The following is a 14,075-nucleotide window of genomic DNA, read 5'->3' as shown; positions in this document are numbered from 1 at the left end:
GCCGGCCTTGCGATAGACCAGCCAGCCAAAATCTTCTTAGCTTGTCTCAGGCTTTGATCGATCCTACGAGCATGCCTTTGACGAAAAATCTCTGGACGAACGGATAGAGCAGCGTAATCGGCAGGATCGAGACGAACAGCGTCGCATAGCGCAGCGATTCCATCGTGACCTTCGACTGATGATTGCCCAAGTATTGCTGAATTTGCTGCTGCGCTTCGCTGAGCGACAACAAACGGATCAAGATGACCGGCAGCGTCTGCAAGCTTTCCCGAGAGATGAAGAACGAAGGAACGAAGTAATCGTTCCAATGGTTAACGCCCACAAACAGCGAGATCGTAGCCACGACCGGCATGGACAGCGGAATGACGAGCTTGAAAAAAATGTACAGATCGTTCGCCCCGTCAATATAAGCGGATTCGTAGAGCTCCTTGGGCAGCTCGCGGAAAAACGCCATGAACAGCAGGCAGTGAAAAAACGTGAACAACGACGGCAAAACGTACACCAGAAAATTGTTCAGCAGATGAAGCTCGTTCAGGACAAAGTAGAGCGGAATAAGTCCGCCGGAGAAGTACATCGTCACAATCGCCATGGCCAGGTAGAGCTTCCTGAATCGCAGGTTCTCCTTGGTCAGCGCGTAGGCCGCCATCGCGGTGACGAGCACCGCGGCCGCGGTTCCGACGACCGTTCGGGCTACGGACATGCCCAAGCCGGTAATCAAATAGTTTTGCTTGAACACCATCGAATAGTTTTCCAGCGAGAATTTTCTCGGGTAAAAATAAATGTTGCCGCTCGCCGCATCCGCTCCGTCGTTCAACGAATTAATCAATACGTAATAAAGAGGATAGGCCGCCACGATCAGCAGAACGAGCGCAATGAGCACGGCAACAGCATTAACGGCCTTGTCCTCCCATGTCAGCTTGATAGCGTTCATCGATATGTCGCCCCCTTCCTAGAAAATGTTGCTCCCGTTGATCTTCTTGGCGGCCCAGTTCGCGGCCAGAAGCAGGACAAGCGAGATGCACGACTGGAATAGATCGACCGCCGTCGCGAAGGCGTATCGCATTTGAAGCAGCCCGTTGTCGAGCGTGTAGTAGCCGAGCACGTACGAAGTATCGCGGTTAAATACGTTGCCGAGCAAATACGACTGGTTAAAATTCGAGCCTCCGTAGATCAGACTTCCGATGTTGAGAATGAGCAGCACCATGATCGTGCTGCGGATCGCCGGCAAGTTGATATGCCAGATCGTTCGCAGCCTTCCCGCTCCGTCCACCTTCGCGGCCTCATAGATTTCCGTATTGATTCCGGTAATCGCGGCGAGATAGATAATCGCTCCCCATCCCGTCTCCTGCCACAGATCGAGCGAAGCTCCCAGCGTCCAGAAATGTCCCGGCTCGGCAAGAAACTCGATCGGACCGTTCGTCAGCCCGAGACTTTGCAGCAGTCCGTTCACGATCCCCTTCGGATCCAGGAAAATCATCGTCAGCGTGGCGATGATCACATAGGACAGAAAATGCGGCAGCGTCGTCAGCGTCTGCGTCCACTTTTTGAAGCGTGCAAGCGGAAGCTCGTTCAGAATCAAAGCGAACAGGACGGGCGCCAGAAACGTGACGACCAGCTTGATCGAGCTCATCGCCAGCGTGTTGCGCAAGGCGCTATGAAAACGCTCGTCGCCGAACATCTCGCGAAAATGATCGAACCCGACCCACGCCCCTCCGAACAAGCCGTCGAGCACGTTATAATCTTTGAATGCGATTACAATTCCGAACATCGGAAGATAGCTGAAAATCAACAACGTCAACAACGCCGGCAACAGCATCAACTGCAAAATCAGTTGGTTATCCCATCCGCGAGAGGATTTGATTTTTCTAGGATGCACCGGGATCTCCCCTTTCCTTGTTTCGATTGCTCCTTCGTGGCGACTGATTCCATTGTAGACGCTCGTTTTTCCGAAATCAGGAGAATATCTTTGGGTTTAGTCGACGATTTATGGCTCTTTGATTCGCGGCCCGTCCATCGTATGGACGAATATCCGAGCATCCCCTACAATAAAACCAGGTGATGCCCATGCGACTGCTTCCGCTGCCCGGCCGGTTCCGCAGGTTCAGCTTCAAGTCCAAGCTGTTCCTCTCCTATATCCTGATCGTGCTTATTCCCGTCTCGATCAGCGCGGTGTGGATCTACAACGAAGTCATTGTGCCCATGCGCGGAGAGCGAATCCAGTCGGTCGACCAAACGATGAGCCAACTCCAAACGGCCGTCAACAAAGAGGTCGACGACATTGAGAAAACCGGCTATTTGATTTCCACGAACATTGTGCTGAAGAAGGCGCTCCTCAAAAGGTATTACGACCAATCCGAGCTGATCGACGTCATGAACACCTCGATTCAATCGCTGCTGTCCTGGTTTGCGTCCACGCATCAAGACATTGGGGAATTTCGGTTTTTTACCGTTAACGAAACGCTTCCTGAAAGCGATTTCTTCCTACCAGTCTCGCGATACTCGGGGGAAATCTGGTTCCGTACCCTGCAAGAACGCATCAAGACGACGTACCCTTATTGGGAAAGCTGGCATGTGCAACGAGATTATCCTTACGGCAAAAAAAGCAATGATCCGGTGTATTCGCTGTTTTACCCGATCAATGAAGATTTCGCCGGGGAAACTTCGTATCTGGAGCTTGAGATCGACATCGATCGCTTCTTCTCCAAGTCGATCTCTATGGCGCTGTCGCCCTCCGGCGGCGTGTTCGCAGTCGATTGGAGCGGCCAACTGCTGTCCGTTCCCCGTGAGTTCGACGAATCGACGACACAACAGGCGAGCCGCGACGCTTTCCGGCGAATCGATCTGTCCGTCGCCGGCCAAGGCAACATGGAGCTTAACGGCGTTTCCTACCGTTATGCCGTTCAGCCCATCGATCGACTGCACACTTCCCTCGTCGGTCTCTTGCCCCATTCCGAGATCAATCGTCCGTGGGCGAAGACGAGAGACGCGTTCCTGCTGCTGATCCTGCTGCTCACCGTTCTGCTCGCCATTCTCTCGTTCGCGCTGGCCGGACTGCTGATCAAGAAAATCGTGCGCATCGTCGGCAACGTCCGCAAAATCCAGAACGGAAACTTCAAGGTGCGCATCCCCGTCAAAGGCGAGGACGAGATCGATTTGCTCGCTGTGAATATCAACTCGATGGCCGGACAGATCGACGACCTGGTCAATCGCGTATATAAGTCGCAAGTGTCCCAGAAAGAAGCGGAGCTTAAAGCGCTGCAAGCGCAGATCAACCCGCATTTCTTGTTCAATACGTTGGAGACGCTTCGCATGATGGCCGAGACCGAAGACCAGGAGAAACTGTCCGACGCGATTGCCGCACTGGGCAACATCATGAGATACAACATCTATAACGGCCAAGAAGCGATCGCGCTCGAGACGGAGCTTGAGCATATTCAAGACTACTTGCACATCCAGAACCTGCTGTTGAATCAACGGGTAAGCCTGGAATGCGCCATTCCGGAATCGTTAATGGCGTTTCGGATTCCGAACCTGCTGCTGCAGCCCCTTGTCGAGAATTGCATCGTTCACGGCATGCGCGGATTCAGCGGCAGACTGACGATCCGCATTTCGGCGGAAGATTTGCCCGACCATCTGATTCGGTACGAGGTGCGGGACAACGGCATGGGGATCTCTCCCGAACGTTTGGATGCGCTCCGAGACCGACTGTCCCGCGAACCCGACCAGAAACCGGTTCCGATCGTCGCCCGGGAAGCGGCCAGCGCTGGCTCCCGCTCGGGAAGCATCGGGCTTGCGAACGTGCGCGACCGCATTCATTACTGCTACGGCTCCTCGGCCGGCATGGAGATCGACGCTTCTCCGGGCGGGGGAACGATCGTCGCATTGATCCTGCCGGCGAACTTCATCTTATAGAAGCGAGGCGAACAAAATGTACCGATTGCTGATTGTGGAGGACGAGGATATTATCCGGGCGGGAATCAAGAAGATTATCCAGGAGATGGATCTGGGGTTCGTTTCCATTCTTGAAGCTTCCAGCGGAAGGCAGGCGCTGGAAATCGCAGGCGCACAGGAGGTGCACGTGCTGGTCACGGATATTCGCATGGGGGACGGGGACGGACTGGAGCTGCTGGCCGATCTGGCCCAAGCGGGGATCCGCTGCAAAACGATCATTCTGAGCGGTTACGGCCAATTCTCGTATGCGCAGCAAGCCATTTCTCTCGGAGTCGGCGAATACCTGCTTAAGCCGATTAAGAAGAAGAACCTGTATGATGCGTTGACGAAGCTGATCGCACAGTTGGATTCGGAGCGCCTCTTGCGTCCCGCTCGCGAAACGGCGGAAACCCGGCCCTCGGCCTACGATAACCATTCGATTGCCCACATCGTGGAGTTCCTGGAACGCCATTACGATCAAGATATCACGCTGCGCTCCGCAGCGGAACAAATTTTCATGAACCCGAGCTATTTCAGCTCCTTATTCAAGAAGAAGACGGGAGTTAATTTCGTTCGTTATTTGCAAAAGCTGCGCATCGAGAAATCGAAGATGCTTCTTCTGGACCCGAAGTATAAAATTTACGAGATCGCTACAAAAATCGGATTCTCCGACGAGAAATATTTTTTCAAAGTATTCAAAAGCGTCACCGGCATTACGCCCAACGAGTACCGGGACAACAAGGAACGCGTATAAGCGGACGTCGGCTTATTTCAGCTTGAATATGGCGACTCCCGCGATCATAACGCCGATGCCGATCAGCCTGTTGGCCGACAGCGCCACCTTGTCGACGCCGAACAGGCCGAAGCTTTCGACGGCGAGCGTTCCGAGCAGCTGCGCGATCAGCAGAATGGCGATTGCGTACGCCGGGTTGAGCGCAATAACCGACTTCATGGCCGTGAAGACGATTACGACGCCCATGCAGCCGCCGAGAAGATACAGCTTGTTGACTGAACCGAGCTTATGCAAGCTTCCGTCTCTTATGAGCCAGAACACGACGAGAGACAGAACGAAACCCGATCCGTGCACGATCGCGTTCGTCAGCCAGAAGCCGACCTTCTCGCTAAGCCGCACGTTAAATATCCCTTGAACGCTAACGAACAAGCCCGCAATCAGCGCGTATAGAGCTCCCAACATTTTCGCTTCACCTCTCCTTGGGCGAGTATGCCTACTCCGAGGATAGTAGATTTGGTCGAATTTTCGTTCCATGCAACGAACTTTTGTGAAGGCGTACCGGGGGTGCGTCAAGTGAAAGTAACGACGCAGGGGGCGAAAAGACGGTGAAAGAGCCCTGAGCGGGTTTGCTTACACGCCCTAGCTGTACAATGTGCCGCTCGCAAGACGCTGTAAGCCGGCAATATCCTTGACGTACAGAGCTCCCCTCGACCGTTCGACCAATCCCTGCGCGACAAACTGCGCGATCACCCGATTCAGATGACGGTAGCTCGTTCCGAGAAGCTCCGCGATTTCGGTCAGCTTGGATGCTTTCAGCTCCTCGATCCGCTCGCGGTCGTGCTCGTCGGCCGTAATCGCGACCAGATAGCTGGCAAACCTCGTTTCCACCGGGTACAAAATATTGAGGCTGGCGACCGTGGAGTTCGTATTCAGCTTGCGGGCCAGATGCTTGATAATAAAGCGCAGGAACGCCGGGTCTTCGCTCGCCGTATCGGCCAGCGCCTGCCGCTTAATGCCGATAAACAGCGTGTTCCCCACCGATTCCACCGAGTTGTTGACCTTCAAGTCGCCCAGCATCTCCATGTCCCCGATCAGGCTGAGCGGGTTGTTGAAGCGGAGCAAAATCGATTTGCCGTTGGGCAGCACCCGATAAATTTTGAGCTTGCCCCGGACCAGCATGAAGAGATGTTCGATGCTGTCCTCGGCCCGACAGATCATCTCCCCTTTGCCGAACTCGTATAGCTCCATGACCGCTTCCGTCTTCTCTCCGAACATGCCGGCCAGCCTCTGCTCTTCCATAACTCTCCGCAGCAGCGCCGGATCGCGAATTTGTCTCATCCCGTTCACCTGACCGTCCACGTCTATTGTCTGCACCCATTGTAAAACCATTATTCCCTGAGCAAAAGGACATATGTCCCATTGGAAGTACGAATTTGATTTGCGTGACAAATGAAACGAGTTTATCCCGGCTATCTCATAAGTAAAGGCATCTATCTCTTGGACACTGCCTCATATAGCAGTGGAAGGAGATAGATGCCCTCAACTTTTAAATAATCAATTTACGTAAATGAGGTTTAACCCTCGTAGCTCTTCACATTCGAGGAAAGAACCGCGGAGCCGGCATCCGACCATTCGTATACGATCCATTTGCCGTTGTCGTAACGAAGCCGATAGCTTATCGTCTGCGAGCCGGCGACCGGATCGGGTCTGAAGTCGAACGCTCCGTAATAATAGGCTTCCTCGTAATCGAGTCGACCCAGCACGGTCGCCGAGTAGTCCGAAGCATCCAGTTGGTCGAGGCGCAAGCTATCCCGGTCGAAAACCGCCCGTTTCAGCTTCCCGATATAGTGCTCGTCTCCGGCGACCATATCGGCGAAATGGCTGGCCAAGTCGGCTTTGCGATCCGAATGGACGTTCCGAAGCCGCTCCGCGTCGCGTTCGCGGAACGCCTCATACCAGCTGGCCGCGAATGCATGCGCGGCATCCACGATCTGCTCCTTCGTCTCGTCCGTTAAGGCGGACAGCTTGAACTCCGCCCGCGTGCCGTCGATCGGCCGCTCCTCGCTCTTCACGGTACCCCACGGATAATCGGCCTCCACATGTATTGTATTCGAGCCGTCCGTCGCGATCGGTCCGATCCGCTGTCCCTCTTCTACGCTTAATCCGATATCTTCTCCGTTAATGAAAATACGGGCAAAGCCGTTGTTAGAGAATACGTCGACATATTCGCCTTTCAGCGGAACCTCTAGCGGATGCGCCGTGCTTCCCAGAGGGAACAGAGCCAGCTCGACCTCATTTTCCAGTGTCGTATATTTACCCGCGTATACCGCTTTGACCTTATATTTCCCTGGCAGCAGCGGGCCCATCTGCAACGTTGAGCCTCCTACCCCGGCAATTCCGGCTTCTTCCCCGTTCAGCATAATCCGCGCGCCGCCGAAATTCGTCGTTACCGGAACCTTGTAGCTGCGCAGCTTAAGCTCATAATCGTCGAAGACGAACCAGCGCTTCTTCTCCTTCTTGTGCGCATAAACAAACGCGGACTCTCCGTCGTTCGTCGAAGCTTCCGCCGAGCCGTCGCTCAAACGCGCGATTTCCGACTTCAGTCTGGAAAGCACCGCATGCTTCGCCGGCCCGTCCGCACCGAGATAGCTGACGATCGCCTCCGCCGTCGCGCGCTCTACAGCCGCGCCTTCATCGGACGCGGCGAACAGGCTCAGCAGCTTGTCCGGCTGCCCGTTGTCGATCGAGCTTTCGAAGCGCTCAAGCAGCCTCTGCTCGTCCGTCAAGTAGTTGCCCAGGAAATATAACCCGACAGCCGCGAGAACCGCGAACGCCGCCGCTCCGATCGTGATTTTCATTTTCTTGGATGTCATATGCTCACCTAATCTTTGTCATTCTGAGTACTTGCCCATCGGCGGTGCAGACGTACAGCTCATTATTCGCATCCAAGCCGAACGAGGTGACGTTGTGGTCGGAGGTCAGCAGCGCTCGGTGCTCGGCGCTGCCATCTTCCCGCTCCCGCAGCGCCCATATCGTGCCCATGCCATAATCCGCATAGACGTACCAGCCCGTCAAATCCGGTATATCGCTTCCGCGATATACGTAGCCTCCCGTTACCGATACGCCGTCATCTCGACCGTACGAGAATAAGGGGTCTATTAAACCGTCCCGCTGGCAGTCGCTCTTCGGATTATAGCATTCCGTCCCCTCCATCAGCCGCCAGCCGTAATTGCCGCCGCGCTGGATCAGGTTGATCTCCTCAAAGCGGTCCTGGCCTACGTCCGCCGCCCACAGCTTGCCGCTCTCCTCGTCGAAGCTGAAGCGCCAAGGGTTGCGCAGCCCGTATGCATAGATTTCGGGTCGTCCGCTGTCCAGGAACGGGTTGTCCGGAGGAATCGCATATGCGAGCTCCCCCGTCTTGCCTCTCACGTCTATTCGCAATATTTTGCCAAGCAGACTGTCCAGGTTCTGGCTGTGGTTCTGCGGATCGCCGCCGCTGCCTCCGTCCCCGGCCGCGATATACAAATAGCCGTCCGGTCCGAACGCCAATTGGCCGCCATTATGGTTGGAATAAGGCTGCTCGAACGTGAGCAGCACCTGCTCGCTGCCCGGATCCAGCTTTCCCGTGTCGTTCGGGTCGGCGGTATACCGCGCAATAACCGTATGCGTCTTGGTCGTGTAGTTCACATAGGCGTCGTTCGGACGCTGCGGATCGAAGGCGAGCCCCAGCAGACCCTGCTCTCCGCCTTTGTCGTGCACGCGCTCCCGGATGTCCAGTATGATCTCGGCCGCTTGATCCGGTCTGCTTAGACTTTTGCTTACGATTCGTCCCGGCTGCTCGACGAGATAGACCGCATCCGGATCGCCCTCCCGCCGTTCCAACCCTACGGGCTTGTCGAACGTCTCTTCTCCGAAGACCGGTTCAAGCGCCACAACGCCGCTGCTTGCGGAGTCCGCCGGCTTGGGCTTATCCGCCCCGCCCCAGCATGCGGTCAGGCCCAGGATAACGATCAGCCCCGCAAGCGAGACCCCAACGATTCTCAACTTAGCCCTCCCCCTTTACGGATAAAATAAAGCTTCTACTCCCGACCGCCAATCTCCTTTACTTAGTCAGAGACGAAGGCAAAGCTACGGCGTAAATTTGGTCCTCGGCCTGAATGATCGCCATCCCGTTCTCCACTTTCGCGGTCCCAAACTGTCTCGCACCCGTGACAAGCTTGCCCGCCACCTTGCCAGTGGACGCGTTAGCCAAATAGACTTGCCCGTTCGTTAGCCCGATAACGGCGGCTTGGCCGAGTAAATCCAGCTGCGCGATGGGGTTCGCGGGCCCGTTAAAGACAATGAATCCGTTGCCTCCATCCTTAAGCCCGATCAGCTTCTGGTTGACCTCGAAATAGAGTCGGCCGGCATAAGGCCCAGCCAGAAACTTCCCGTGATTTTCGTAAATCCGCGGCGTCTGCTTTTCCGGCTCGCGATCCAGCGAGAACACGGACACCTTGCTCCCCCCGGACTTAATCTGCTCGATGTAGATCGATTTCCCTTCGATTATGACCGCCGCCGCATTGTTTCCAGCCACGTCTTCTTCCGGAATATAGGAGAGCGTTTTGGCGATCTTCCCCGTCTTGACGTCCACTTTATCGATGACTGCCGCAAAGCCGTTATCGAGCACGGGCCAATTGTTGCGCAAATACAAGTAGCCGTCCTGTTCGTGAAGCACGTCGGAATGCGTGCCGTCCAGCTCCCAGAGCCGCTTGCCCGAGGCTGCTTCATAGCCGTAGAAATGTATTGTCGTTATCGCCCCGTTCTCGACTCCGGATACGACGGCGATTCCCCCATATGTGCCCTGATATTGAGGCGATCCTATTTCCTGCGATTTGGTTTTCCACTTTCTCTTGCCCGTGGAGGCGTCATAGGCGGCCAGACTGTCAAGCTCAGTCACGTATAGCGTTCTTCCGTCCCTAGCAAGAGAATAGAAAGCGTCCTCGGAAGCGTCGGCGATTTTCGTTTTCCAGCCGGCCGCGCCCGTCTTGGCGTTCAGCTTGATCAGGTACCCGAGCGAATTAACAAAATAAAGAGAGCCTTCGCCCGCCAATAGCGGGCTCGAACGGCGGCCGTCATACGTCCACTTCGTTTTGCCGGTCGTCGCATCTACGGAAATGATCTTATTTTTGTAAGAATAAAACAATCTGCCGTCCGCCGCTGCAATTTCGGACGCTCCTCCCCCCGCAACATCGGCTTGAAGCTGCCACTTGGGCTTGAGGATCGGCGTCTTGTCCGCAGCCATAATTCCATACTCGCGCGAGTAGGTGGTTTTCCCTGCCGCCTCGGCTTGGCCGGCGACAGCGGGCAGAACCGACGCAAGCAGTGCCAGCGACAAAGCTGCGCCAGCCGCTTTTCTCATGAGTTGCACAGTTTTTCCCTCCGTGTTCTGCGCCTTGAAGGCACTGTATAGATTGAACCTTGAATGTGCAATGCCCATTGGACTGATTTTCCCGATGTCTTTGGTTCAACTGATATAGACGCAATGAATTGGGTAAAGTTTCATCTTCCGCCCTGTCGAACCGCATCCCGGCCGTTCTCCGGCAACACAAACAACCGCGATCCCATGAGGAACGCGGTTCTCTTCCGGTATGAGTCTGACCATTGGCCGCCTACGACTTCGTTTCCCATTTTCTCAACCGTTCGCCAAGCTCCCAGCTGCTAAAATGATCTTCCCAGATGATATGGTACAGATTGTCGTGAATTTCGACGATTACCCCATGCGTGCCGTCCTGCACATAGACCACGTGATCGCCAACCTTCATCCCGAGTCCCACCTTTGTCATCCGAGTCGAAAAACGATGCCGTGGCCGCCTTTCGGATACACCCATTTGATGTTCTGATGAGGACAGCCGATGCGGCAGCTTCCGCACTCGTGGCAGCCCTCGTAGCCGACGTGCATGCGCACCTCTTCCCATTTATAGACTTCGGCCGGGCAGAAGACGGTGCAGATTTTATCCGGACAACTCGTCAGGCATACTTCCGTGTCCATCACATGCAGATGAGACTGCGTATCGGCGTTAAAACGAAGCAAATATTGCTTCTCCTCGATGCTTGCGCCCTTGGCTGACGCTGCCGGCTGCGTTTCGCCCATCACTTCATCACCCTCCACGCGCGATACAGGTCGCGGGCCATTTTGATCTTCTCCTTGGCCGGTCCGATGTCCCTCCAGATTTTCCTTTGCTTCTCCCGCTTGGGCATGCCGTCGACGGTCAGCATTTGGCTTGCCGCCCGGTTCATCATCGGAATGTATTGCTCAAAGTATTGCGGGAACTTGTCAAAATGGTGGGTGGCGTCCTTGTACTTCTTCAGATCCTGACCGACGAAGCCGCTCATCAGCTTCTTGCGATAATCGTCAAGCGCCGCCTCCGAGAAGTCGCCTCGTTCTCTCGCCGCGACAATCGTCTCCGCCGCAAGTCTCCCCGACGTCATAGCCATGTTGGAGCCTTCGCGATGAATGGCGTTCACGAGCTGCGCCGCATCTCCCGCGACGAGGACTCCTGCTCCGACGACTTTGGGCATCGAGCGGTAGCCGCCCTCGGGAATCAGATGAGCCAGATACTCCTGAGCCTCGGCGCCTTGAATGTAGGGACGAATCATCGGGTGCTTCTTCACGTATTCCATTAGCTCGTAGGGCTTTATTTTATGCTTGATCAAGCCTGAAAGCAGCGTCCCGACGCCAATGCTGAGCGTATCTTTGTTCGTGTACAGGAATCCGGTGCCGAGGATGCCCTTCGTCGCATCGCCGAACAGCTCGATCGTGCAGCCCTGACCTTCCTCCAGATTAAAACGATCCTCGATGATCTTCTTATCGAGCTTCAGAATTTCCATCGTCGCCAGCGCCACTTCGTCCGGACGGAATTCCTTATGGAACCCGAGCTGCTTGGCGAGCAGGGAATTGACGCCGTCCGCCAGCACAACCACATCGGCGCGCAACTCCCCATCCGGCCGATCTGTCCGCACGCCGACGACTTTGCCGTCCTCGACGATGCACTCGAGCACGACCGTCTCGTTCAGCAGCAGCGCGCCTTGCTCCACCGCCTTGGCCGCGAACCATTGGTCGAACTTCGCGCGCAGTACGGTGAAGTTGTTGTACGGCTCTTCGGCCCACTCCATGCCTTTGTAGGAGAACGTTACCGCCGATGTCTTATCCATCATCATAAATCTCTGCTCGACGATCGGCCGTTCGATCGGCGCTTCTTTATGGAAGTCGGGGACGATCTCCTCCATCATCTTGCGGTACAGCACGCCGCCCATCACGTTCTTGGAGCCAGGGTACTCCCCCCGCTCGATCAGAATGACATTAACGCCGGCCTTCGCCAGCTCGTAGGCGCAGGCGGTTCCGGCCGGCCCCGCTCCTACGACGATCGCGTCAAACTTTTCCGGCATCGGCCTCTTCCTTTCTTCCCAAAGCGGATTTGAAAGCCTCGGTCAGCATCGGCACGATCGTGAGCGCGTCGCCGACGATGCCGTAATGGCAGGCCTGGAAGATCGGAGCCGCCGGGTCCTTGTTGATCGCGATAATGAGCCCCGAGTTCTGCATGCCGACCAGATGCTGAATCGCTCCCGATATGCCGATGGCAAAATAAATTTTCGGCGTCACCGTCGTTCCCGTCTGGCCGACCTGATGATGATGGCCGATCCAGCCCGCCTCCACGACGTCCCGGCTCGCCCCGACGGCGGCGCCGAGCGCTTCCGCCAACTGCTCCACGATTTTGAAGCCCGCCGGACTTCCCAGTCCCTTGCCGCCCGCCACGACAACATCGGCCTCGTCGATCCGGATGCGGCGCGTCGTCGAACGGACGATTTCCAGCACCTTCGTGCGAATATCCTCTTCCCTTAGCGGCAAGCATTCCTCGACGACAACGCCGGAGGCTCCGACTTTACGAGGCAGCGCTTTCATGACTTTGGGGCGAACAGTCGCCATCTGCGGACGATACTTCTTGCACAGAATCGTCGCCATAATGTTCCCGCCAAAAGCCGGCCGGCTGGCGAGCAGCAGCCCGGTGTCCTCCTCCACGTCGAGTTGGGTCGTGTCCGCCGTCAAGCCGGTCGGAAGATCGGTCGCCACGGCGCTGGCCAGGTCCTTGCCCGTCGAAGTCGCCCCGTACAACAGAATTTCCGGCTTATGTTTCTCCACGCAAGCCAGCATTGCCCTCATATAGGTTTCAGTTCGGTAGAAGCGATAGATCGGAGCGTCGTATACATACACTTTGTCGGCTCCGTATTCGAACGCCCTATCGGCCAGCGCGCTAATATTTTCCCCGATCAGCACGCCGGCCAGCTCGGTCTTTCTCTTATCCGCCAGCTGTCTGCCCGCCCCGAGCAGCTCCAGCGAGACGGGAGCGATCGCCCCGTCCTTCTCCTCGATAAACACCCATACTCCGCGATAATCCTCGAAGCTCAAGAAGCTCCACCTCCCGCAGCCGCAGCGAACAGCTCTTGGCGCGACATTAAAATGTCCAGCAATTGAGAGACTTGCTCTGTCGGCGCTCCTTCCAGTATCTTGCCTCCCTGCGGCTTCGGCGGCGCCCACACGGAGCTGACGATCGTCGGAGATCCCTTCAGTCCAAGCTGCGTCTTATCGATGTCCGACAGATCGGCGACCGCCCAAATATGCGGCTGATAACGAGCGGCGCGGAGCATGTTCGGCAGCGAGGAGTAAGGAACCTCGTTGATCTCCTTCTCCACCGAGAGCAGACAGGGCAGCTCGGAACGCACGACCTCGTAGCCGTCCTCGAGCTTGCGGTGAACGATGGCGCACTTCATCTCCTCGTCGATTTCGACGACTTTGTTGACGGACGTGAGCGGCGGCATATCGAGTCTGCGGGCAATGCCGGGCCCGACTTGACCGGTGTCTCCGTCTATCGTCATTTTGCCGCAGATGATCAGATCGATCGGCCGGGTCTGAGCGATTTTCTCCAGCGCCTTCGTCAGCGCATAGCTGGTCGCCAGCGTATCCGCGCCAGCGAACGCCCTGTCGGTAATCATGTAGCCTTCGTCGGCACCGATCTCGATGCACTTGCGAATCGCCTTGACCGCGGGAGGCGGTCCCATCGTCAGCACGGAGACGACGCCCCCGTAGCGATTGCGCAGCCTGACCGCTTCCTCTACCGCATGGGCATCATACGGGTTCAGAATGGCCGGCGCGCTGGAACGATCCATCGTGTTCGTCTTCGGGTTCATCTTGATGATCTTCGTGTCCGGCACCTGTTTGATGCAGGCGACGATATGCAGCATGAGACTCACCCTTTCCGCTCAATCCGGTCGACTGCCCCGGTTCAAACCTTTCCACTTATCTATATTAAGCGGAGAGCCGGATAATGACTGGGTTTGTCCTTGCAGTCGCAAAACAAATCGCCGCCCCACATCC

Annotated in this window: 14 protein-coding genes; 2 read left to right on the top strand and 12 right to left on the bottom strand. The window is 56.1% G+C overall.

From position 1 onward, the window contains the following. Positions 1-46: 46 nt before the first annotated feature. Together DFP98_RS06725 and DFP98_RS06720 are read right to left on the bottom strand one after the other, a co-directional pair. Positions 47-931 carry a carbohydrate ABC transporter permease gene (locus tag DFP98_RS06725; protein ID WP_116059801.1) on the bottom strand — a complete coding sequence of 295 codons (885 nt, stop codon included), beginning with the start codon at positions 929-931 and terminating at the stop codon, positions 47-49. An 18-nt stretch (positions 932-949) separates the two neighbouring features. Then, a complete protein-coding gene (locus DFP98_RS06720) occupies positions 950-1,876 on the bottom strand; it encodes an ABC transporter permease (RefSeq protein ID WP_246016440.1) in 927 nt (308 codons plus the stop codon). 188 nt (positions 1,877-2,064) lie between these two features. Here DFP98_RS06720 and DFP98_RS06715 point away from each other — a divergent pair, with 188 nt between their 5' ends. Both DFP98_RS06715 and DFP98_RS06710 read left to right on the top strand, forming a co-directional pair. Then, positions 2,065-3,912 (top strand): cache domain-containing sensor histidine kinase, encoded by a 1,848-nt coding sequence (locus DFP98_RS06715; protein ID WP_220377062.1) that lies wholly within the window; start codon positions 2,065-2,067, stop codon positions 3,910-3,912. A 16-nt stretch (positions 3,913-3,928) separates the two neighbouring features. Further along, positions 3,929-4,684, top strand: coding sequence for a response regulator transcription factor (locus tag DFP98_RS06710; RefSeq protein WP_116059799.1), 756 nt, complete (start codon positions 3,929-3,931; stop codon positions 4,682-4,684). A 12-nt stretch (positions 4,685-4,696) separates the two neighbouring features. Here the strand turns inward: DFP98_RS06710 and DFP98_RS06705 are convergent, their stop codons facing one another. From DFP98_RS06705 to DFP98_RS06665, 10 genes are all read right to left on the bottom strand, one after another. Further along, complete coding sequence (locus DFP98_RS06705) at positions 4,697-5,125, bottom strand: DMT family transporter (protein ID WP_116059798.1); 429 nt, start codon at positions 5,123-5,125, stop codon at positions 4,697-4,699. Between the two features lie 177 nt (positions 5,126-5,302). Further along, positions 5,303-6,052 carry a cyclic nucleotide-binding domain-containing protein gene (locus DFP98_RS06700; RefSeq protein WP_116059797.1) on the bottom strand — a complete coding sequence of 250 codons (750 nt, stop codon included), beginning with the start codon at positions 6,050-6,052 and terminating at the stop codon, positions 5,303-5,305. Between the two features lie 185 nt (positions 6,053-6,237). After that, a complete protein-coding gene (locus tag DFP98_RS06695; RefSeq protein ID WP_116059796.1) occupies positions 6,238-7,536 on the bottom strand; it encodes a TcaA 3rd/4th domain-containing protein in 1,299 nt (432 codons plus the stop codon). Between the two features lie 4 nt (positions 7,537-7,540). After that, a complete protein-coding gene (locus DFP98_RS06690) occupies positions 7,541-8,707 on the bottom strand; it encodes a PQQ-dependent sugar dehydrogenase (protein WP_220377061.1) in 1,167 nt (388 codons plus the stop codon). A 58-nt stretch (positions 8,708-8,765) separates the two neighbouring features. Further along, entirely contained in the window at positions 8,766-10,064 is a 1,299-nt protein-coding gene (locus DFP98_RS06685; RefSeq protein WP_246016447.1) for an outer membrane protein assembly factor BamB family protein, read from the bottom strand. Between the two features lie 250 nt (positions 10,065-10,314). Further along, on the bottom strand, positions 10,315-10,467 hold the full coding sequence (locus tag DFP98_RS38950) for a hypothetical protein (RefSeq protein WP_220377060.1): 153 nt from the start codon (positions 10,465-10,467) through the stop codon (positions 10,315-10,317). 17 nt (positions 10,468-10,484) lie between these two features. Then, positions 10,485-10,796 (bottom strand): ferredoxin family protein, encoded by a 312-nt coding sequence (locus DFP98_RS06680; RefSeq protein WP_116059794.1) that lies wholly within the window; start codon positions 10,794-10,796, stop codon positions 10,485-10,487. After that, on the bottom strand, positions 10,796-12,091 hold the full coding sequence (locus DFP98_RS06675; RefSeq protein ID WP_116059793.1) for an FAD-dependent oxidoreductase: 1,296 nt from the start codon (positions 12,089-12,091) through the stop codon (positions 10,796-10,798). The genes DFP98_RS06680 and DFP98_RS06675 overlap by 1 nt, the downstream gene beginning before the upstream one ends. Further along, positions 12,075-13,109 carry an electron transfer flavoprotein subunit alpha/FixB family protein gene (locus DFP98_RS06670; RefSeq protein ID WP_116059792.1) on the bottom strand — a complete coding sequence of 345 codons (1,035 nt, stop codon included), beginning with the start codon at positions 13,107-13,109 and terminating at the stop codon, positions 12,075-12,077. Before DFP98_RS06670 ends, DFP98_RS06675 begins: the two co-directional genes overlap by 17 nt. Beyond that, the gene (locus DFP98_RS06665; protein ID WP_116059791.1) at positions 13,106-13,942 is read right to left on the bottom strand and encodes an electron transfer flavoprotein subunit beta/FixA family protein; all 837 of its coding nucleotides are present in this window, start codon (positions 13,940-13,942) and stop codon (positions 13,106-13,108) included. Before DFP98_RS06665 ends, DFP98_RS06670 begins: the two co-directional genes overlap by 4 nt. Positions 13,943-14,075: the final 133 nt, after the last annotated feature.

Origin of the sequence: Cohnella phaseoli, from assembly GCF_003386235.1 — a bacterium.
Lineage (GTDB): Bacteria > Bacillota > Bacilli > Paenibacillales > Paenibacillaceae > Cohnella > Cohnella phaseoli.
The sequence above is the reverse complement of the archived record's forward strand: the minus strand, read 5'-3'. Positions and strand labels throughout refer to the sequence as shown.

Excerpts from the sequence above, each read along its gene's own strand:
- DFP98_RS06725 (WP_116059801.1), bottom strand. The coding sequence starts at position 931 with ATGAACGCTATCAAGCTGACATGGGAGGACAAGGCCGTTAATGCTGTT.
- DFP98_RS06715 (WP_220377062.1), top strand. The coding sequence starts at position 2,065 with ATGCGACTGCTTCCGCTGCCCGGCCGGTTCCGCAGGTTCAGCTTCAAG.
- DFP98_RS06710 (WP_116059799.1), top strand. The coding sequence starts at position 3,929 with ATGTACCGATTGCTGATTGTGGAGGACGAGGATATTATCCGGGCGGGA.
- DFP98_RS06705 (WP_116059798.1), bottom strand. The coding sequence starts at position 5,125 with ATGTTGGGAGCTCTATACGCGCTGATTGCGGGCTTGTTCGTTAGCGTT.
- DFP98_RS06700 (WP_116059797.1), bottom strand. The coding sequence starts at position 6,052 with ATGGTTTTACAATGGGTGCAGACAATAGACGTGGACGGTCAGGTGAAC.
- DFP98_RS06695 (WP_116059796.1), bottom strand. The coding sequence starts at position 7,536 with ATGACATCCAAGAAAATGAAAATCACGATCGGAGCGGCGGCGTTCGCG.
- DFP98_RS06685 (WP_246016447.1), bottom strand. The coding sequence starts at position 10,064 with ATGAGAAAAGCGGCTGGCGCAGCTTTGTCGCTGGCACTGCTTGCGTCG.
- DFP98_RS38950 (WP_220377060.1), bottom strand. The coding sequence starts at position 10,467 with ATGAAGGTTGGCGATCACGTGGTCTATGTGCAGGACGGCACGCATGGG.
- DFP98_RS06680 (WP_116059794.1), bottom strand. The coding sequence starts at position 10,796 with ATGGGCGAAACGCAGCCGGCAGCGTCAGCCAAGGGCGCAAGCATCGAG.
- DFP98_RS06675 (WP_116059793.1), bottom strand. The coding sequence starts at position 12,091 with ATGCCGGAAAAGTTTGACGCGATCGTCGTAGGAGCGGGGCCGGCCGGA.
- DFP98_RS06665 (WP_116059791.1), bottom strand. The coding sequence starts at position 13,942 with ATGCTGCATATCGTCGCCTGCATCAAACAGGTGCCGGACACGAAGATC.